The sequence below is a fragment of the Massilia sp. Root418 genome (assembly GCF_001425265.1).
In the GTDB taxonomy this organism is placed as follows: Bacteria; Pseudomonadota; Gammaproteobacteria; order Burkholderiales; family Burkholderiaceae_D; genus Rugamonas.
Genome location: NZ_LMEC01000024.1, coordinates 1 through 18,552, shown reverse-complemented (window position 1 = coordinate 18,552; position 18,552 = coordinate 1). Strand labels below are relative to the sequence as shown.

17 protein-coding genes and 1 rRNA gene are annotated in these 18,552 nt (G+C 64.0%); 7 read left to right on the top strand and 11 right to left on the bottom strand.

Annotated elements, in window-relative coordinates:
• Positions 1–12: 12 nt before the first annotated feature.
• Genes lptF through ASC94_RS25195 form a run of 3 tightly spaced genes read left to right on the top strand, consistent with a single transcriptional unit; the run spans position 13 to position 2,695 of the window.
• Positions 13–1,143 (top strand): LPS export ABC transporter permease LptF, encoded by a 1,131-nt coding sequence (gene lptF, locus ASC94_RS25205; protein ID WP_056402602.1) that lies wholly within the window; start codon positions 13–15, stop codon positions 1,141–1,143.
• Positions 1,143–2,312, top strand: a complete 1,170-nt coding sequence (gene lptG / locus ASC94_RS25200; protein WP_056402598.1) for an LPS export ABC transporter permease LptG — start codon at positions 1,143–1,145, stop codon at positions 2,310–2,312. The genes lptF and lptG overlap by 1 nt, the downstream gene beginning before the upstream one ends.
• On the top strand, positions 2,312–2,695 hold the full coding sequence (locus tag ASC94_RS25195) for a sirohydrochlorin chelatase (protein ID WP_056402593.1): 384 nt from the start codon (positions 2,312–2,314) through the stop codon (positions 2,693–2,695). The genes lptG and ASC94_RS25195 overlap by 1 nt, the downstream gene beginning before the upstream one ends.
• A 19-nt stretch (positions 2,696–2,714) precedes the next feature.
• On the opposite strand, the gene ASC94_RS25190 is transcribed toward ASC94_RS25195, so the two are convergent.
• From ASC94_RS25190 to ASC94_RS25155, 8 genes are all read right to left on the bottom strand, one after another.
• Positions 2,715–3,455 carry a hypothetical protein gene (locus ASC94_RS25190; protein WP_056402589.1) on the bottom strand — a complete coding sequence of 247 codons (741 nt, stop codon included), beginning with the start codon at positions 3,453–3,455 and terminating at the stop codon, positions 2,715–2,717.
• Between the two features lie 52 nt (positions 3,456–3,507).
• Positions 3,508–5,559, bottom strand: coding sequence for a M13 family metallopeptidase (locus ASC94_RS25185; protein WP_056402587.1), 2,052 nt, complete (start codon positions 5,557–5,559; stop codon positions 3,508–3,510).
• Positions 5,560–5,739: 180 nt separating this feature from the next.
• Positions 5,740–6,474, bottom strand: coding sequence for a uroporphyrinogen-III C-methyltransferase (gene cobA, locus ASC94_RS25180; protein WP_056402584.1), 735 nt, complete (start codon positions 6,472–6,474; stop codon positions 5,740–5,742).
• 2 nt (positions 6,475–6,476) lie between these two features.
• Entirely contained in the window at positions 6,477–7,784 is a 1,308-nt protein-coding gene (locus ASC94_RS25175) for a sulfate adenylyltransferase subunit 1 (protein ID WP_056402581.1), read from the bottom strand.
• On the bottom strand, positions 7,784–8,731 hold the full coding sequence (gene cysD, locus ASC94_RS25170) for a sulfate adenylyltransferase subunit CysD (RefSeq protein ID WP_056402577.1): 948 nt from the start codon (positions 8,729–8,731) through the stop codon (positions 7,784–7,786). The genes ASC94_RS25175 and cysD overlap by 1 nt, the downstream gene beginning before the upstream one ends.
• 126 nt (positions 8,732–8,857) lie before the next feature.
• Positions 8,858–9,574 (bottom strand): phosphoadenylyl-sulfate reductase, encoded by a 717-nt coding sequence (locus ASC94_RS25165; RefSeq protein ID WP_056402574.1) that lies wholly within the window; start codon positions 9,572–9,574, stop codon positions 8,858–8,860.
• 14 nt (positions 9,575–9,588) lie between these two features.
• Positions 9,589–10,152 carry a DUF934 domain-containing protein gene (locus ASC94_RS25160; protein ID WP_056402570.1) on the bottom strand — a complete coding sequence of 188 codons (564 nt, stop codon included), beginning with the start codon at positions 10,150–10,152 and terminating at the stop codon, positions 9,589–9,591.
• On the bottom strand, positions 10,145–11,836 hold the full coding sequence (locus ASC94_RS25155; RefSeq protein WP_056402568.1) for a nitrite/sulfite reductase: 1,692 nt from the start codon (positions 11,834–11,836) through the stop codon (positions 10,145–10,147). The genes ASC94_RS25160 and ASC94_RS25155 overlap by 8 nt, the downstream gene beginning before the upstream one ends.
• 179 nt (positions 11,837–12,015) lie before the next feature.
• Between ASC94_RS25155 and ASC94_RS25150 the strand changes: the two genes are divergently transcribed.
• From ASC94_RS25150 to ASC94_RS25140, 3 genes are all read left to right on the top strand, one after another.
• Positions 12,016–12,957: a CysB family HTH-type transcriptional regulator gene (locus ASC94_RS25150; protein WP_056402564.1), complete on the top strand. Its 942-nt coding sequence runs from the start codon at positions 12,016–12,018 to the stop codon at positions 12,955–12,957.
• Between the two features lie 4 nt (positions 12,958–12,961).
• On the top strand, positions 12,962–13,612 hold the full coding sequence (locus ASC94_RS25145) for a class I SAM-dependent methyltransferase (RefSeq protein ID WP_056402560.1): 651 nt from the start codon (positions 12,962–12,964) through the stop codon (positions 13,610–13,612).
• A 191-nt stretch (positions 13,613–13,803) separates the two neighbouring features.
• Positions 13,804–14,892, top strand: a complete 1,089-nt coding sequence (locus tag ASC94_RS25140; protein WP_229417404.1) for a porin — start codon at positions 13,804–13,806, stop codon at positions 14,890–14,892.
• A gap of 48 nt (positions 14,893–14,940) precedes the next feature.
• Here the strand turns inward: ASC94_RS25140 and ASC94_RS25135 are convergent, their stop codons facing one another.
• The 3 genes from ASC94_RS25135 to ASC94_RS25125 form a co-directional block, all read right to left on the bottom strand.
• A complete protein-coding gene (locus ASC94_RS25135) occupies positions 14,941–15,705 on the bottom strand; it encodes a sensor histidine kinase (RefSeq protein WP_056402553.1) in 765 nt (254 codons plus the stop codon).
• Between the two features lie 91 nt (positions 15,706–15,796).
• Positions 15,797–16,573, bottom strand: a complete 777-nt coding sequence (locus tag ASC94_RS25130; protein WP_056402549.1) for a LytTR family DNA-binding domain-containing protein — start codon at positions 16,571–16,573, stop codon at positions 15,797–15,799.
• Between the two features lie 85 nt (positions 16,574–16,658).
• Positions 16,659–18,002, bottom strand: coding sequence for a sensor histidine kinase (locus ASC94_RS25125; RefSeq protein WP_056402546.1), 1,344 nt, complete (start codon positions 18,000–18,002; stop codon positions 16,659–16,661).
• A gap of 463 nt (positions 18,003–18,465) precedes the next feature.
• Here ASC94_RS25125 and ASC94_RS25120 point away from each other — a divergent pair.
• Positions 18,466–18,552 (top strand): 16S ribosomal RNA (locus ASC94_RS25120); the annotation flags it as partial.

Sequence of the window (18,552 nt, the reverse complement as noted above, 5' to 3'; positions counted from 1 at the left end):
TATAAACTTCGAATGATTTTTCAACGTGCCCTTCAACGCGAGTTGGCCAGTGCTGCCGGGGCAACCTTCACGGTGCTGTTTTCCCTCATTGTCACCTGGACCCTGATTTCCATCCTGGGCAAAGCCGCAGGCGGCAAGGTCGCATCGAGCGACGTAATCGCGCTGATAGCGTTCGCGGCCCTGAATTATCTGCCAACTGTCCTGATCCTCACCAGCTTTATTTCAGTGCTGATGGTGGTCACGCGCAGCTACCGCGACTCGGAGATGGTGGTGTGGTTCGCTTCCGGCCTGAGCCTGGCGCGCTGGATACGTCCTGTGCTGACCTTCATCCTGCCCATCGTGCTGCTGACCGGCGTGCTCAGTTTCTACGCCACGCCCTGGGCCAAGCAGAAAAGCGGCGAGTACGCCGAACGCTTCCAGAAGCGCGAAGACCTGCAGCAGGTGTCGCCCGGCCAGTTCCGCGAATCGGCGTCGGCCAACCGCATCTTCTTTGTTGAAGGCGTGTCCGGCCAGAGCGCGGTGGTGCACAACGTGTTCGTCAACACGGTGGACGACAAGGGCACGGCCACCGTGGTGGCCAAGGAAGGCGTGATCACCACCACGCCCGAGGGCGACCGCTACCTGGTGCTGAAGAACGGCCGCCGCTACCAGGGCATGCCCGGCAGCGCCGACGTGCAGACCATGGAATTCGAACGCTACAGCATGCGCGTGGCCAGCAAGGCGCAGGAGCTGGGCGGCACGCTGGGCGTGGACGCCATGCCGAGTCCGGAACTGTTCCGCGGCACGGGCCCCATCATCCACGGCGAAATCCTGTGGCGCATCGCGCTGCCCATCACCTGCCTGCTGCTGCCGCTGCTGGCCATTCCGCTCGGCTTCGTCAATCCGCGCGCGGGCAGTTCGTCCAACCTGATCGTGGCCTTGCTGATCTTCTTCAGCTATAACAACCTGGTCAAGGTATTCGAGGGCAGCGTGCGCCAGGGGCGCATGAACTTTGCGCTGTCCTGGTGGCCGCTGCACCTGGCCCTGGCCACCGTCATCGTGCTGATGTTTGCGTGGCGCCTGAACGTGAACCACCGTTATCATCCGCGCGTGCTGTGGGCCGCGTTCAAGCGCGGCAAGGGCCCGGCCAAGGAAGTGAAGTAATGAGTATTCTGCAACGCTATTTCGCCACCTCGATCGCGCAGGCGGTGGCCTTCGTGCTGCTGGCGCTGCTGGGCCTGATGGCCTTCATGGACCTGACCGGTGAACTGCCGTCGGTGGGCAAGAACGGCTACAGCCTGCAGCACGCGGTGCTGTACGTGGCCATCATGGTGCCGGAGCGGATCTACCGCGTGCTGCCGGTTGCCACGCTGATCGGCACCATCTACACCATGGCGCAGCTGGCCTCGTCGTCCGAATTCACCATCATGCGCGCGGCCAGCCTGTCCACCCGCATGGCGATCGGCATGCTGTTCAAGATCGGCCTGGTGATCGTGGCGGTGGCCTTCATCTTCGGCGAACTGATCGTGCCGCGCACCTCGCCGCTGGCGGACAAGGTGCGCCTCACGGCGCAGGGCGCGGCCATATCGGCCGAGTTCCGCTCCGGCCTGTGGACCAAGGACATCATCAAGAGCGAAGGGCTGACCGGCACCGTGCTCGGTTCGCGCTTCTTCAATGTGCGTGAAGTGCGGCCTGACGGCCAGCTGCTCGACCTGAAGCTCTACGAGTTCGACAACAGCTTCCGCCTGCGCGCCCTGATCCAGGCCAAGCGCGCCACCTTCCAGGGCAAGAGCGTGTGGCGCCTGGAAGAGGTGACCGAGAGCCGCTTCAGCAATCCGGCGCTGCTGGTGGCAGGCGCCACGGCCACGGCGCAGAACCACTTTGCGCAGGAAACCAGCCAGGTGGAAGTCGTCAAGCTGGCCTCGCGCGACCTGGTGTCCGAGATCACGCCGAAGATCCTGTCGGTGTCGCGCCGCGACCCGGAACGCATGTCGGCCAACGAGCTGGCGGTCTACACCCGCCACCTGCAGGAGAACAGGCAGGAGTCCAAGCTGTTCAAGGTGGCGTTCTGGAAGAAGCTGCTCGATCCGCTGGCCATTTTCGTGCTGATGGCGCTGGCGCTGCCCTTTGCCTACCTGCATGCGCGCAGCGGCGGCGTCAGCCTGAAAGTCTTCGTCGGCATCATGATCGGTGTAAGCTTCCTGCTGGTGAACACCCTGTTCTCGCACGTGGGCATGCTGAGCACCTGGCCGGCCTTCCTGACGGCTGCAGCGCCCAGCGTCATTTATCTGGTGCTGGCCATGGGCGCGCTATGGTGGGTGGAGAGACACTGATGACCGCAAAAAATGCACTGATCCTGTTCGCGCACGGTGCGCGCGCCGCCAGCTGGGCTGCGCCATTCGAGCGCTTGCGCGGCCTCACCCAGGCGCGCCTGCCCGGCGTGGACGTGTCGCTGGCGTTTTTGGAGCTGATGTCGCCGCGCTTGCCTGAGAAGGTCGCCGAGCTGGCGGCCGCCGGGGTGGCGGACGTGGCGGTGGTGCCGGTGTTTCTTGGCCAGGGTGGCCACGTGCTGCGCGACCTGCCGCTGATGCTCGACGAGCTGCGTGCGGCCTATCCCGCCATCCGCTTCAGCGTGGCCGAAGCGGTGGGGGAAAATCCGGCGGTGCTGGATGCCATCGCCGATTACTGTGTCGGCGCGGTGAACACGGGCGGCTGACCGCCCGCTTGCGGAAGGCTTATTCTTCGCCGTCCGCTTCCGACTGCGCGGCCATGGCCGCCAGCGTGGAGCCGGGCTGCTCCAGTTCGCGCTGGATGATGGCGCGCAGGCCGTCCGAACGGATCTCGTCCAGTGCCAGTTTCTGCATATTGTCCGCTTCGCCTTTTTCTTCCAGCCCGTTCAGCACGGCCAGCACCAGGCGCACTTCCTTGGCATAGTTCAGTACATAGGCCAGCAGCGTTGGCGCGGCCGACGCGGGCTGGCTCGCCAGCGCGTCTGCGCCATCGTTCAGGCGCGCGGCCAGCGCTTCGATGCGGCCGGAAGGCGAGGGCAGGAAGCGGCGCGCCAGCTGGAAGTCTTCGCACTTCACCAGTGCCGTCATGGCCAGTTCGGCGCACTGCTCGGCCAGGGCAGAGTCGATCTCATCCAGTTTCAGGAACAGCTGGTGGGTGGCGCCCACTTCGCGCAGGGCCTCGTTGATGGCGGCCACCTCGCGGAAACGCTCCACGGTGGCGGCGCCCAGCAGCATGCGCGAGGATTCGCGGTCGCGGATGCTCTGCAGCGCGGCGCGCGCGGGCGGGAAGGCGTCGGCCAGGTAGATCCAGTCGCGCAGGGCGAAGGACAGGCGCACGCCGCGCCACTCGGGCGACACCTCCAGCGCGTGCTCGTGCAGCCAGAGGTGGTCCTTCAGCGCGTCCTGGTAACGGCCGGCGAGGCGGGCTTCGCGGGCGCGTTCAAATACTTCATTCGGCTGCTGCATATCACCTCCTAGAAAATCGAAGGCGACATTTTAACAGGCGCCGGGCCGGCCATCACCATACCCGGCACAGCTTCTCCTTGGGCTTGACCATGGCCTGGCCCGGCTTGCAGGCGAATGCCTTGGCAAATTCCGGCATATTCACCACCACCCCGTTGATGCGGTACTTGCCCGGCGAATGCGGGTCGGTCATGGCGTGCAGGCGCAGGCTTTCGGGGCGCTCGTTCTGGCAGGTCCATTGGGCGGTGCCGACGAAGAAGCGCTGCTCGGGCGTCATGCCTTCGCGGTTCTCCAGCACCTTGTCCGCAATTTCCGTCTTCCACGCCATCCAGGCCAGGATCAGGCCGCCCAGGTCGGCCGCATCCTCGCCCAGGGTCAGCTTGCTGTTGATCTTGATGTCGTCCACCACCGTGTATTGCGCGTACTGGTCCACGATGCACTGCGCGCGCTGCTTGAACGCCTTGGCGTCCTGCCTGGCCCACCAGTCCTTCAGGTTGCCCTTGGCGTCGAACTGGCGGCCCTCGTCGTCGAAGCCGTGGATCAGTTCATGGCCGATGGTGCCGCCGGTGTTGCCGTAGTTCGGCGCGTCGTCCATTTTTCCGTCGAACAGCGGCGGCTGCAGCACGCCGGCGGGGAAGTTGATGTCGTTCATCTGCGGGTTGTAGTACGCGTTCACGGTGGGCGGCGTCATGCCCCACTCGGAGCGGTCCAGCGGCTTGCCGATCTTGTCCAGCTGGCGCCGCACCTCGAAGGCGGTGCCGCGCACCACGTTGCCGGCGAAGTCGCCGCGGCTGACGCTGTAGGCGCTGTAATCGCGCCAGCTGTCCGGGTAGCCCACCTTGTTGGCCACCGCGTGCAGCTTTTCGCGCGCCTTGGCCTTGGTGGGCTCGCTCATCCATGTCAGCGCGTTGATGTCCTGTTCCATGGCCGCCTCGATCTGGCGCGTCATGTGCAGCGTTTTCTCCTTCAGCTCCGGGCTGAAGGCGCGGCTGACGAATTCCTGCCCCAGCGCCTCGCCCAGCTGCTGGTCCACCAGTTGCACGCAGCGCTTCCAGCGCGGCTTCTGCTCCGGCGTGCCCAGCAGGGTCTTTTGATAGAAGGCGAAGTTTTCGTCGACGAAGTCCTGCGACAGGAAAGGCGCCAGGGCGCGTGTGGTGTGCCAGCGCAGATAGGTCTTGATGTCGTCCAGGCTCAATTGCTGCAGGCCCTTGTTCAGCGCGCGCAGATAGGCTGGTTCGTTGACGTTGAAGCTGGCGGCGCCGGGCTGTCCGGCCGCCTGCAGGTACGCGCGCCAGTCGAAGGCCGGCGTCATGGCCTGCAGGCCTTTCAAGTCCGTCTTGTGGAACATCTTGTACGGGTCGCGCTGGTCCACGCGCGACAGCGAGGCTTTCGCCAGCGCGGTTTCGAAGCGCAGGATGCCGGCTGCGGCACGCTTGGCCGCTTGCGGCGTGTCGCCCGCCAGCTCCAGCGAGCGGGCGATGTGCGCCACGTATTGGGCGCGGATGGTCTTGGACTTGGCGTCGGTCTTCAGGTAGTAGTCACGGTCCGGCAGGCCGGCATCTGCGGTGGCGGCGAAGGCGATCACCTGGGAGGAGTCGCCCAGGTCCTGGTTGGACGAAAAGCCGAACAGCATGCTGTTGGCGATCTCGATGTGCAGCCTGGCCAGCACGCGCGGCAGGTCGCGCTTGGAGGCCATGCCGGCGATCAGGGCCAGGTATTCCTGCAGCGGCGCGGCGCCGCGCGCGTTCACGGCCTGCTCGTCCATGCAGGCGGCGAAGTAGTCGCCGATCTTTTGCTGGGCAGGGTTGCGGCCGCTTTCCTGCGCGGCCAGCGTGGTCAGGATGCCCCACAGGAAGCGCTGGTTGTCCTGCGCGGCCTTGCCGTACACGCTCCACGCGCTCTGGTCGGGGGGGATGGGATTGTTTTTCATCCAGCCGCCGCAGCTGTACTGGTAGAAGTCTTCGCAGGGATCCGCGCTCTTGTCCATGGCGCTGACGTCCAGCCCGGGAGTGTAGGGGAGGGCGGACAGCGGGGCTTCCGCGGCGGGCGGTTGGGCGTAGGCGGCGCTGACGGCGAATGCCAGCAGGACGGGGGCGAGATTGCGCATGGAGTGCTCCGGTGGTCGAAGCAGCTATTCTACGGCGGGAATTGTTGAAATGGCAATCGCGGCGGCGCTGGCGGGTTACGGCGCACGCGCCTAACCCGCCCTACGGGAGCAGGCCTGCGCATTTGCGCGGCGGTATGGATGCGTAGGGCGGGTTAGGCGGGACGCCGTAACCCGCCGGGCTCAGTCTGCGGCCTGGTGCGGCCGGCGCGCCATGGCGTGGCCGAGCATCACCAGCACCGGGCCGTGCGACGGCGCCAGGCCGTGCGCCAGCGTGTCCAGCGTCAGGCGCAAGATGCGCTGATCGGCGCGGCTCACGTTTTCAATCACCACCACCGGCGTCTCGCCCAGCCGCCCCTGGTCCAGCAGGCGCTGCGCCGTGATGATGGCCTCGCGCCCGCCCATGTACTGCACCAGCGTGTCGCTGTCCGGCATGTCCACGTCGGCCGGATGCTCGGGCGCCGTGCTGGAAGTGAAGAAGGCCACGCTGCGCGCGACGCCGCGCTTGGTGAGCGGCTGCCTGGTGGCCGCCGCCGCCGCGACGGCGGTGGTGATACCCGGGACGATCTCCACCTCGATGCCGGCTTCCTCCAGCGCGCGCAGTTCTTCGTCCGCGCGCCCGAACAGCATCGGATCGCCACCCTTGAGCCGCACCACCAGTTTGTGGCGCCCGGCGTTGTCCACCAGCTGCGCGTTGATGGCATGCTGCGCGGTGGAGCGCTGGCCCGAGCGCTTGCCCACCGAAATCTTCTCGGCCTGCGGGCACAGCTCCAGCATCTCCTCGGTCACCAGCGCATCGTGCAGCACCACGTCGGCTTGCGCCAGCAGGCGCGCGCCGCGCAGGGTGATGAGGTCCTGCGCTCCGGGGCCGGCGCCGATGAGATAGACCTTGCCGAACACGGGCTCGGGCGCCGTCATGGTCAGGCCAGGCGGATCATGCCGGCCGCCACGGTCTGGTGGGTCACTTCATCGATCAGGATGAAGGCGCCCGTCGCGCGGCTATCGGTATAGTCGTCGGCTGCCAGCGGCTGCTGCACGGTCAGCGCGATGCGCGCCACGTCGTTCAGTTTCAGCGCGTCGGCTTCGCGGCGCTCCTGGGTGTTAATGTCCAGCAGCGACTCGATCTTGGTGATCTTGGCGGCGGTCTGCTTGGTGCCGTGCTTGATCCAGTACTTGCGGCGCAGGTCCAGCGCATCTTCCGACAGCCAGCACACGTCCGCGTTCAGGGTCTTCAGCAGGGTGGCCGGCTGCTCGCTGCTGGCCAGCAGGTCGCCGCGCGAGATGTCCAGGTACTCGTTCAGCAGCAGCGTCACCGACTTGCCGGCCGACGCAGACTGGTGCGAGCCTTCCAGCGTCAGGATATCCTTGACGGTGGCGCTCTGGCCCGAAGGCTGCACCACCAGCTTGTCGCCCACCGAGACCTTGCCCGACTCGATACGGCCCATGTAGCCGCGGAAGTCATTCGCCTCGTGGCCGTTGTGGCGCGCCACCAGCTGCACCGGGAAGCGGAACGGCGCGTTGTGCGACTCGTCGTACACGGACAGCGATTCAAGCAGCTCGATCAGGGTCGGGCCTTGATACCAGGGCATGTTCTCGCCCGCGTCCACCACGTTGTCGCCGCTCAGGGCCGACAGCGGGATGGGCGTGATGTCCTTCAGGCCCAGCGTCTGCGCGAATTCCTGGTAAGCCTTGACGATGCGGTCGTAGATCGCCTGGTCGTAGTTCACCAGGTCCATCTTGTTCACGGCCACCACCACGTGCTCGATCTGCAGCAGGTGGGCGATAGTGGAGTGGCGCTTGGTCTGGATCAGCAGGTCCACGCCGCCGTCTTCGCGCAGCTTCACTTTCGACACGTCGATCAGGATGATGACGGCGTCGGCGGTGGAAGCGCCGGTCACCATGTTGCGGGTGTACTGCTCGTGGCCCGGGGTGTCGGCGATGATGAACTTGCGCTTCGGCGTGGCGAAGTAGCGGTAGGCCACGTCGATGGTGATGCCTTGCTCGCGTTCAGCTTCCAGGCCGTCCGTCAGCAGCGACAGGTCGATGGTGTCGCCCACGGTGCGTTTGTTCTTGGCGCGCGACACGGCGGCCAGCTGGTCGGCGAAGATGCCTTTGCTGTCGAACAGCAGGCGGCCGATCAGCGTGCTCTTGCCGTCGTCCACCGAACCGGCGGTGATGAAGCGCAGCAGGCCGGCCTGGTTTTCAGTGTTTTCAATGCGAGCGTTCATCAGAAGTAACCTGCTTTCTTGCGTTTTTCCATGGAGGCTTCGGAGGTCTGGTCGTCCATCCGGGTGGCGCCGCGTTCAGTGATCTGGGTAACGGCCGTTTCGGCGATGATGGCTTCCACCGTTTCCGCGTCCGAGGACACGGGGCAGGTGCAGGAGATATCGCCCACGGTGCGGAAGCGCACCACTTGCGTCTCCACGGTTTCGCCTTCGCGCGCCGGGGTGAGGTCGGTCAGCGGCACCAGCAGGCCGTTGCGCGGGATTACCTGGCGCTCGTGCGCGAAGTAGATCGGCGGCAGCGCCAGCTTTTCGCGGGCGATGTACTGCCACACATCGAGCTCGGTCCAGTTCGAGATCGGGAACACGCGCATGTTCTCGCCCGGATGCACGCGGGTGTTATACAGGTCCCACAGTTCCGGGCGCTGTGCTTTCGGGTCCCACTGGCCGAATTCGTCGCGGAATGAGAAGATGCGCTCTTTCGCGCGGGCCTTCTCTTCATCGCGGCGGGCGCCGCCGATGCAGGCGTCGAAGCCGTGTTCGGCGATGGTTTCCAGCAGCGTCACCGCCTGCGCGGCGTTGCGCGAATCGGTCTGCGGATTACGCAGGCGCACGGTGCCCTTTTTGATCGAGTCTTCCACCGAACCCACGATCAGGCGCTCGCCCAGTTCGGCCACGCGCTGGTCGCGGAAGGTGATGACTTCCTGGAAGTTGTGGCCGGTATCGATGTGCACCAGCGGGAAGGGGAATTTACCGGGACGGAAAGCCTTCTCGGCCAGGCGCAGCAGCACCACGGAATCCTTACCGCCCGAGAACAGCAGGGCGGGGTTGCTGCACTCGGCGGCCACTTCGCGCAGGATGTGGATGGCTTCCGATTCCAGCGCGTCCAGGTGGCGCGCGTTCACGTCGCTCAGGCCTATGGTGGAGGCGTAACGGTCAACTACTGTGTTCATGGCTTTGCCTATTCTATTGAGTATCGATGCATGGCGGGTTACGCGCATGCGCTAACCCGCCCTACGGTGCAGCGGTGCGGCGGTGTGCGCAGGGCGGGTTAGCGCATGCGCGTAACCCGCCGGCGCTCACGCGGCCACGGATTTGATGCGTATCAGCTTGCCGTCTACCACGTGCAGGCCGCATTCCTTCGATTCCGGATTCTCCCACCACCAGCGCCCGGCGCGCACGTCCTCGCCCGGCTCGATGGCGCGGGTGCAGGGTTCGCAGCCGATCGACGGGTAGCCCTTGTCGTGCAAGGCGTTGTACGGCACCTTATTGTCGCGCAAATAGGTCCACACGTCTTGCTCCGACCAGTCGGCCAGCGGGTTGAACTTGGTCATGAAGTGGGCCGGATCGTCTTCCTCGATCATCAGCGAGGTGCGGGTGGCCGACTGCGCGCGGCGCTGGCCGGTGATCCAGGCCTGGTTGCCGGCCAGGGCGCGGCCCAGCGGCTCCACCTTGCGGATGCGGCAGCATTCCTTGCGCATCTCCACGCTGTCGTAGAACGCGTTCAGGCCGTTCTGCGCCACGTAGGCTTCCACCGCCTCGGGTTGCGGGCGGTACAGGGCGATCTCGTAGCCGTAGGTTTCCTTCACCTTGTCCAGCATGGCCAGCGTTTCAGCATGCAAGCGGCCGGTCTCCAGCGAGAAGATGGTGATGGGCAGCTTGGCCTTCAGGATCAGATCGGTCAGCACCATGTCTTCGGCGGCCAGGCTGGACGCGAACACGGCGGGCGTGAAATCACGCACGATGCGCTCCAGGGTCTGCTGCGTGGACTGGATCAGGGTATTCAGCTCGCTCATGCCGGCTCCGCGCGTCAGATGCCGTAGCCGGCGTCGCCGGTTTCGGAAGGCGCGGGGCGGGCGGCGCGGCGGAACAGCGGCACTTTCTGGTCCACGGAAGCCTGGTAGGTCTCCGAGAAGTCCGACAGGCCCTTGAGCGCATCTTCGATGCTGCGGTCGCCGCGCACGTCGTAGGCGTTGAAGCCCACGCGCTGCATGGAGAACAGCTGGTCGCGCAGCACGTCGCCGATGGCGCGCAGTTCGCCGGCGTAGCCCAGGCGGGTGCGCAGGTTGTAGGCGATCGAATAGCCACGGCCGTCGGTGAATTTGGGGAAGTCCACAGCCACCACGGCGAAGGCATCCAGTTCGCCCTTCAGCGTTTCGGGGCGCTCGTCCGGAGCGAACCACACGCCGATTTCGCCGGCGGCGCGGCGCGCGGCCAGGGCGCCGGCCTGCGCCTGCCAGGTGGCCAGCGGCACGATGGCCTTGCCGGCCGGGGCGGCCAGTGCCGCCGCGTCCTCGCCTTCGGCCGCGCGCAGCACGGTCCAGTCGTTGCCGGTGATTTCGCGGCCCTTGATGATCAGTTTATCTTCACGCATATTCGTCTTCTCCAACCAGGCGGCCCGCATCGGCAATCGGCGTGGCGTATACATATTCCTTGAACGGCGCGACGCCCAGGCGCTGTGCGGTGTCCACAAAGCGTTCGTTCTCGAAGCGCTCGCGCACATACACTTCCAGCAGGCGGCCGATCACTTCCGGCATCTGCAGCGCGGAGAACGACGGACCGATGATCTTGCCGATGGCCGAATCGTTGCCTTGCGCGCCGCCGATCGACACCTGATACCACTCGCTGCCGTCCTTGTCCACGCCCAGCACGCCGATGTTGCCCACGTGATGGTGCCCGCAGGCGTTGATGCAGCCCGAGATGTTCAGTTCGATCTCGCCGATGTCGTGCTGGAAGTCCAGGTTGTCGAAGCGCTCCGCGATGGCGGCGGCGATCGGCAGCGACTTGGCGTTGGCCAGCGAGCAGAAGTCGCCGCCCGGGCAGCAGATCATGTCGGTCAGCAGGCCGATGTTCGGCGTGGCCAGGCCGTGTGCCTTGGCTTCCTGCCACAGCGCGAACAACTGCGACTGTTCCACGTCGGCCAGCACGATGTTCTGCTCGTGCGTCACGCGCAGTTCGCCGAAGCTGTAGCGGTCCGACAGGTCGGCCATGAAGTCCATCTGTTCTGCGGTGGCGTCGCCCGGCGGCACGCCGGTCTTCTTCAGCGACAGCACCACGGATGCGTAGCCAGGCTGCTTGTGCGCCTTCACATTGCGCTTGAGCCAGTTGGCAAAGGCCTTGTTGTCGGCGTGCGCGGCCAGCGGATCGATCGCGTCCAGCTGCTTGTACGGGTGCGGCTGGAAGTAGGCGATCACGCGCTCCATTTCCTCCAGCGTCAGCGTCTCCTCGCTGTTCTTCAGGTCTTCCCACTCGGCTTCCACCTGGCGTGCGAATTCCTCGGCGCCGATGGCCTTCAGCAGGATCTTGATGCGGGCCTTGTACTTGTTGTCGCGGCGGCCATGCAGGTTGTACACGCGCATGATGGCTTCGACGTAGGTTAGCAGGTGCTCGCGCGGCAGGAACTCGCGGATCACGCTGCCCAGGATGGGAGTGCGGCCCATGCCGCCGCCGACCATCACCTTGAAGCCGATCTCGCCGGCCTCGTTGTAGACCACGGTCAGGCCGATGTCGTGCACGGCGATGGCCGCGCGGTCCTGCACGGCGCCATTCACGGCCACCTTGAACTTGCGCGGCAGGGCGATGAATTCAGGGTGGAAGGTGGACCACTGGCGCAGGATCTCGCAGTAGGGGCGCGGATCGATGATCTCGTCGGCCGCCACGCCGGCGAACTCGTCGGTGGTGGTGTTGCGGATGCAGTTGCCCGAGGTCTGGATGGCATGCATTTCCACCGAGGCCAGGTCGGTCAGGATGTCCGGCGTCTGTTCCAGTTCGATCCAGTTGAACTGGATGTTCTGGCGCGTGGTGAAGTGGCCGTAGCCGCGGTCGTACTTGCGGGCGATGTGCGCGAACATGCGCATCTGCTTGCTTGCCAGCAGGCCGTAGGGCACAGCGATGCGCAGCATGTAGGCATGGCGCTGGTAGTACAGGCCATTCTGCAGGCGCAGGGGCAGGAATTCGGCTTCCGTCAGCTCATCGGCCAGGCGGCGGCGCACCTGGTCGCGGTATTGCGCGATGCGTTCGCGGACGATGAGGTGGTCGTATTGATCGTATTGATACATGTCATTCCTAAAAAAATCGCTTGCCGGCGGGGCTGGCTCTTTCAAAGTATCCCAAACTGGCGTCAATGGTAATAAACTTCATCTTTATTCCAAACGACTTAGTCTTTATTTGCTTATATACGTATTGGGTATAAGCATGAGCGTAAAATAGAGCTAGAGCAGCCCCCACCGAGAGAACAATGAATCTTCATCAACTGCGCTTTGTCCGTGAAGCAGTACGCCAGAACTACAACCTGACAGACGCCGCCAAGGCCCTGTTTACCTCCCAGCCCGGCGTGTCCAAGGCCATTATCGAGCTGGAAGAGGAGCTGGGCGTGGACATTTTCACGCGGCACGGCAAGCGCATCCGGGGGCTGACCGAGCCCGGGCGGCTGGTGTTGTCCTCGGTGGAACTGATCATGCAGGAGATCGATAGCCTCAAGCGCATCGGCAAAGAATACGCGGCCCAGGACAGCGGCAGTTTCACCATTGCCACCACCCACACCCAGGCGCGCTACACGCTGCCCAAGGTGGTGCAGGCCTTCATGCTGAAGTTTCCCAAGGTGCGCTTGTCTTTATTGCAAGGCAATCCGCGCCAGATTGCGGAGATGGTGCAGCGCGACCAGGCCGACCTGGCCATCGCCACTGAATCGATTGCCGGAGTTGATAATCTGATCACCTTGCCGTGTTATCAATGGGAACACGTGGTGGTGGTACCGCCGGACCATCCGCTGCTCAAATCCAAGGCGCTGACGCTGGAGGAGATTGCCGCATTCCCGCTCATCACCTATGATGGCGCCTTCGCCGGCCGCAGCAAGATCGACCACGCGTTCTCGCTGCGCGGCCTGAAGCCGGACGTGCTGCTGGAAGCCATCGACGCGGACGTCATCAAAACCTATGTCGAGCTGGGCATGGGCATCGGCGTCATTGCCGGCATGGCCTTCGATCCCGAGCGCGACCGCAGCCTGCGCGCCATCCCGGCCGGCCACCTGTTCGGCATGAACGTGTCGCGCGTGGCGGTCAAGCAGGGCGCCTACCTGCGCAGCTATATCTACACCTTCATCGAACTGTTGGCGCCCACGCTCAACCGCAAGTTGATCGAGCAAGCCATGAACGGTGAAAAAGACAATTACGAGTTGTAAGACTATGAAGACCCAACAAGAATATTACGCGGCCGTCGCCGCCACCTACGACCTGCAATACGAGCGCCCGGAAGTGGAAGACGACCTGGAAGAACTGCACGAGGCGCTGACCGAGCTGCTGCACGGCCACAAGGTGCTGGAACTGGCCTGCGGCAGCGGCTACTGGACCGAGATCATCGCCGACGCGGCCGAGTCCGTGCGCGCCATCGACAACAGCCCGCAGATGCTGGCGGCGGCGCGCGAGCGCGGCCTGGACGAGGACTTCGTGCAATTCACCGAGGGCGATGCCTTCTCGCTGCCGGACGACATCGCCCCGGGCCAGTTCACGGCCTGTTTCGCTGCCGGCCTATGGTCGCAAGTGCCGCGATCCAGCCAGGACAAATACCTTGCCCACCTGCGCGCCAAGCTGGGCAAGGAAGTGCTGCTGGTCCTGCTCGACAACAACTATGTCGAAGGCTACAGCGAGCCCATCGCGCGTACCGACCTGGACGGCAACAGCTTCCACATCCTCACCGACACCAAGGGCGAGCGCTACGAAGTGGCGCAAAGCTACCCATCCGACAGCTGGCTGCGCAAGCGCCTGTCCGGCGCCGCCAAGGAAGTGCGCGTCGAGCGCCTGGAGCACTACTGGCTCGCCACCTGCCGCCTGAAATAATTGCCCTGAAAACGGGGTCAGGGTTAATTATGCGATCCGTATATGGTTCGTGTAATTAACCCTGACCCCATTTTTATTGTTGCGAAAGAACAACAATTGTTGATGTCATATTGTTGAAGCATTTGTTAGGCAAGATTCGTCCCGTCAAGTTGCAAGCGACGCTTTCCTTAACGAACAATATGGATCATCAAGTGAAAAAACTTACTCTGGCAGCACTGGTTATCGGCGCCTTCTCGGCAAGCGCACAAGCACAATCCAACGTGACCATCTACGGTCTGGTGGACGCGGGCCTGGTGAAAGAAAGCGGCGGCGCTGCCGGCAGCGTGACCAAGGTCACCAGCGGCATCGGCGGCCAGTCGCGCATCGGCTTCCGCGGCGTGGAAGACCTGGGCAACGGCCTGTCGGCCGTGTTCGCCATGGAAACCGGCTTCAAGGCCGACGACGGCGCGCTGGACAACACGTCCAGCACCCTGTTCAACCGCCAGGCCTATGTTGGCCTGAAAAGCAAGGAGCTGGGTTCCTTCACCCTGGGCCGCCAGTACACCATGCTGTACAACGCCATGAGCCAGGTGGCCGACCCGTTCGGAGCAGGCTACGCCGGTTCCATCAAGAACTTGTTCGCCACCTCGGGCGCCAACACCCGCGTCAGCAATGCCATGGTGTACGCCTCGCCAGTAGTGTCGGGCTTCTCGGCTGAACTGCTGTACGCGCTGGGCGAACAGGCTGGCGACAGCACCGCCGGCCGCCAGATCGGTTTCGGCCTGAACTACGCCCAGGGCCCGCTGAACGCGCGCCTGGTGTATAACAACCGCAACCAGGACATCGCTGCCGTCGGCACCACCCCGGCCAAGAACCAGGACGAAGCCAAGAACACCCTGCTGGCCGTGAACTATGACTTCACCGTGGTGAAGGCTTACTTCGCTTACGCCACCGACAAGGGCCTGAACAGCTCGCCGATCCCGGTCGCCAACGCGTTCGGCTTCAAGACCGCACCGAAGCCATCGATCGACGCGCGCGATATCCTGGTTGGCGTGTCCGTACCTGCCGGTCCAGGCAACGTGCTGGCTTCCTACACCAGCAAGGACGACAAGACCATCAACAACCAGGATGCCACCCAGATCGCCGTGGGCTACATCTACCCGCTGTCGAAGCGTACCAGCACCTACGTTGCTTACGCCAAGATCAAGAACAAGAACGGCGCCGGCTACACCGTTGGTAACAACAACGAGCCAGGCAGCGGCGACAAGGCCTTCAATATCGGCCTGCGCCACGCCTTCTAAGCTGTTCTTTCTGTAGCGGGAAAGCGCCCTCCGGGGCGCTTTTTGCGTTCAGGGCAGCGGCAGTTCCACGGTGATGCGGGTGCCGCCGTCGCCGTTGGCCTCGCGGCCCCGGATCTGGATCTCGCCGTCAAGCGCCCACACGCGCTCGCGCATGCCCAGCAGGCCGAAGGAGTGTGCCTTGTTCAAATCGTCCGGCGCGATGCCGCGTCCGTTGTCCCTGATTTGGAGGTGCAGCAGCCCGTCGCGGCGGTGCACCGAGATCCATACCTGGCTGGCGTGGGCATGGCGCGCGATATTGGTCAGCGATTCCTGCACGATGCGGAAGGCGGCGGTACTGTAGCGGTCGTCCAGGATCAGCTCGCTTTCCTGCGCCTCCAGCTGGCAACTGATGCCGTGCCGCTGGATGAACTCCTGGCGCAGCGTTTGTAAGGCGTAGTACAGGCCGCCTTCATCGAGCGCGTGCGGGCGCAGATTGGTGGCGATGCGGCGCAGCGAGGTGATGGCGCGCTGGAGCAGCTTGTCCATCGAGCGCATCTGGCGCGTGGTCTGCGCCGAGCTGTCGGCTTGCTGCTGCAGCAGGCTCAGGTCCACGCGCAGCGTGGCCAGCAGCTGGCCGAGGTCGTCGTGCAGTTCCCGCGCGATGTGGGCGCGTTCTTCTTCACGCGTGGTTTGCAGCGCGGCGGAAAGGTCGCGCAGCTGGTCGTAGGAGATGGCGCGGTCGGTGGCGCGCCGGCCGGGCGCCTGGCAATCGCGGCGCGAGCGGATGTCCGCCTGCTTGCTGCGCCGCCGCGCCGATTTGCCGAGCTTTTCCATATGCGCATCCCCGTGGCCGGGAGCCGGCCTAAGGCTACACAATAGGATAGCAGCTGAGCCGGGATTTTGATCTGGCGCAGGGTGGAGAAGATTACATTTGCTTGAACAGGTGCAGGAAACTGCGCGACACTTCCAGCTTGTCGGAGCGGTCCTTGATCAGCACTAGGTGGCGGCCGCGGATGTCGCGCGTCACGCCTTCGATGGCGTTGACGTTGACCAGGGTCGCGCGGTGGATCTGCCAGAACAGGTCGGGATCGAGCTCTTCCGCCAGGTCGCGCACCGGCTTGCGGATCAGCGCTTCGTACTTGGCCGTCTGCACGCAGGTGTATTTCTCATCCGAGCGGAAGAACAGGATTTCTTCCACCGGGATCATGCGCAGGTCCTGGCCGATACTGGCCTGTATCCACTGCAGATAGGTTTTCTTGGGCGCGGCGATTTTCTCGGCCAGCTGGGACAGCATGGCGGTCACGCTGGCGTTCACGTCGGCGCCGCCGGCAGACCCGGCCGGCGCGTTCATGCGGTTCTTCAGGCGCTCCACCGTGATCTGCAGGCGCTCCGGCTCGGCCGGCTTCAGCACATAGTCGACCGCGCCGCGCTCGAACGCTTCCACCGCGTGCACATCGTAGGCGGTGACGAACACCACGTTGCTCTTGTTGCCGATGGCGGCGGCCGCCTCCATACCGCTCTTGCCGGGCATGCGGATATCGAGGAAGGCGAAGTCGGGCTTGAGCTGGTCGACCAGGTCGATTGCTTCCTCGCCGTTCTTGGCTTCGCCGACAATGTCCAGTTCGGGCCATACCTGGCCCAGGCGCATGCGCAGCTGGTCGCGCATCAGTCTTTCGTCATCGGCAAGAATTGCAGTTGGCATATTCGGTAACAGTGTTAAAAGTGAGTGCTAATTATTCAACGAATCGGCGGCAGGCGCAATCGATTACTTGGCCATTTATTGGCCTTTACTTGGCGGCCAGGGCGTACGGCACTTCGATGGTGGCAATCACGCCGCTCGGCTGGTTGGGCTGGATGTTCAGCGACCCCTCGTTGCCGTGCAGTAGTTTCAGGCGTTCGCGGATATTGCTCAACCCCAGGCCGGTGCCGTCGCTGGGCTTGGCGCCGAAGCCCAGCCCGTCGTCCGCCACAATCACGCGCAGCTTGTTGTGCGCCACCTCGGCGCGCACCCGCAAGGTGCCGCCTTCGGGCTTGCCTTCCAGGCCGTGCTTGATGGCGTTTTCCACCATGGACTGCAGCATCATGGGCGGAAAGGCGGCGGTGCGCAGGCCGTCCGGCACCTCGAACTCGATGGTCAGGCGCTCTTCCATGCGCATCTTCAGCAGCGCCAGGTAGGCTGCCACCATGTCGGCTTCGCGGCCCAGGTTGGTGATCAGGTTGCTGTCGCGCATTTGCGGCAGGACCGCGCGCAGGTATTTGATCAGGCTGCGCTGCATGGCCGAGGCGCGCGGCGGATCGGTTTCGATCAGGTGCTCGACCGATGCCAGCGTGTTGAACAGGAAATGCGGTTCCACTTGCGCCTGCATCATCTGCATCTTGGCTTCACTCAGCTGGCGCTGCATGGATTCGCGCTCGGCCGCAGCGTTGGCGGATTGGGTTTGCGCTTCGGCGCGCTTCTTCCCGCCCATCAGCGCCTTGGTGGCGAACAGGGCCAGTACTAACAGGGACACGAAGCTCTTGAACCAGGTCGACGCCTGCTTGTGGTAGCGCGACACCTTCTGCTCGGCGGCATCGTCCACCGCTTCCTCGATGGCATTGGAAAGTTCTTCGCCGATTTGCGGCGGCAGTTCAATGTGGACTTCTTCGCCGGGCAGGGCAGGGGCGGCCGGCGCGGCTGGTGCGCGGGCGGCGCGCCCAGCCTTGCCGGCTGGCGCTGCCGGGGCGGCCGGTGCCGCTGGCGCTGCGGGTGCGGCGGGCGCCTCGCCGTGTTCCGGGGGCTCGGGCAAGGCCGGGGCGGAAGCGTCGGCGCTGTCCTCGCTTCCGGCTGGAGGCGCCTCCTTGCGGATTTTGCTGCCGCGTGGATTGAAGTGGATGCCGCTATCGTCGATCAGGATGTTGGTGTCGCTGCCCGGGCGGGAACGCTTGCGCTCCTTGGTTACGTATTCCTCGTCCGGCCGTGAAGAGAACAGCTCGTCCTGGAGGATGGAGCCGGCGATCAGGGCCAGTGCCGCAAACAGGAAGAATTTCCACCAGGACAGCTGGGTGACCCAGGTGGCGGTCGCGTCGAAGCCTTTGTGCAGCCAGGCGAGGATGGTCTTCAGCGTGTCTTGGGCTTTGGGTTGGGGAAACATGTAATGCCTTCAATTTCTCGGATGGTGCAACTGTACGCAAAGTGGACCCGATCCGCCACGGGCTTGCGACAGTCTGCGCAAATCGGGGACTGGACGGCAGGGACTTGCGGATTTGAAGGGCCTCGGTTATAGTTCTGTCCCCGCGCTGCTGAGCACTGCTTGCAGCGAGGAGTAGGAAAAGAAGGGGTTGACGAGCTGCACGAAACACCGCATAATCTCGCCTCTCTGCTGCTGAACAAAACGCTTCAGCAACAATGCAGAATTCTTTAAAAATTTACAATCGATAAGTGTGGGCGTTTGATGATGAGGCCCGCAGCGCAAGCTGCGAAGCTCAAATTATTTAAACGCTCAACAAAAAACAAACGTGACCTCGCAAGAGGAATCGTCAGTTAATTGAAGAGCGATTTCATGCCAGTGGCATGAAATCGACACGAGGCCATTTATGGCTTTGGAAACAGAGATTGAACTGAAGAGTTTGATCCTGGCTCAGATTGAACGCTGGCGGCATGCTTTACACATGCAAGTCGAACGGTAACAGGGAGCTTGCTCC

Coding starts and splice junctions, on each gene's coding strand:
- cysD (WP_056402577.1), bottom strand. CDS start 8,731: ATGAACACAGTAGTTGACCGTTACGCCTCCACCATAGGCCTGAGCGAC.
- ASC94_RS25185 (WP_056402587.1), bottom strand. CDS start 5,559: ATGCGCAATCTCGCCCCCGTCCTGCTGGCATTCGCCGTCAGCGCCGCC.
- ASC94_RS25155 (WP_056402568.1), bottom strand. CDS start 11,836: ATGTATCAATACGATCAATACGACCACCTCATCGTCCGCGAACGCATC.
- ASC94_RS25150 (WP_056402564.1), top strand. CDS start 12,016: ATGAATCTTCATCAACTGCGCTTTGTCCGTGAAGCAGTACGCCAGAAC.
- cobA (WP_056402584.1), bottom strand. CDS start 6,474: ATGACGGCGCCCGAGCCCGTGTTCGGCAAGGTCTATCTCATCGGCGCC.
- ASC94_RS25160 (WP_056402570.1), bottom strand. CDS start 10,152: ATGCGTGAAGATAAACTGATCATCAAGGGCCGCGAAATCACCGGCAAC.
- ASC94_RS25130 (WP_056402549.1), bottom strand. CDS start 16,573: ATGCCAACTGCAATTCTTGCCGATGACGAAAGACTGATGCGCGACCAG.
- lptG (WP_056402598.1), top strand. CDS start 1,143: ATGAGTATTCTGCAACGCTATTTCGCCACCTCGATCGCGCAGGCGGTG.
- ASC94_RS25145 (WP_056402560.1), top strand. CDS start 12,962: ATGAAGACCCAACAAGAATATTACGCGGCCGTCGCCGCCACCTACGAC.
- ASC94_RS25195 (WP_056402593.1), top strand. CDS start 2,312: ATGACCGCAAAAAATGCACTGATCCTGTTCGCGCACGGTGCGCGCGCC.
- ASC94_RS25125 (WP_056402546.1), bottom strand. CDS start 18,002: ATGTTTCCCCAACCCAAAGCCCAAGACACGCTGAAGACCATCCTCGCC.
- ASC94_RS25175 (WP_056402581.1), bottom strand. CDS start 7,784: ATGAACGCTCGCATTGAAAACACTGAAAACCAGGCCGGCCTGCTGCGC.
- ASC94_RS25135 (WP_056402553.1), bottom strand. CDS start 15,705: ATGGAAAAGCTCGGCAAATCGGCGCGGCGGCGCAGCAAGCAGGCGGAC.
- ASC94_RS25190 (WP_056402589.1), bottom strand. CDS start 3,455: ATGCAGCAGCCGAATGAAGTATTTGAACGCGCCCGCGAAGCCCGCCTC.
- ASC94_RS25165 (WP_056402574.1), bottom strand. CDS start 9,574: ATGAGCGAGCTGAATACCCTGATCCAGTCCACGCAGCAGACCCTGGAG.
- lptF (WP_056402602.1), top strand. CDS start 13: ATGATTTTTCAACGTGCCCTTCAACGCGAGTTGGCCAGTGCTGCCGGG.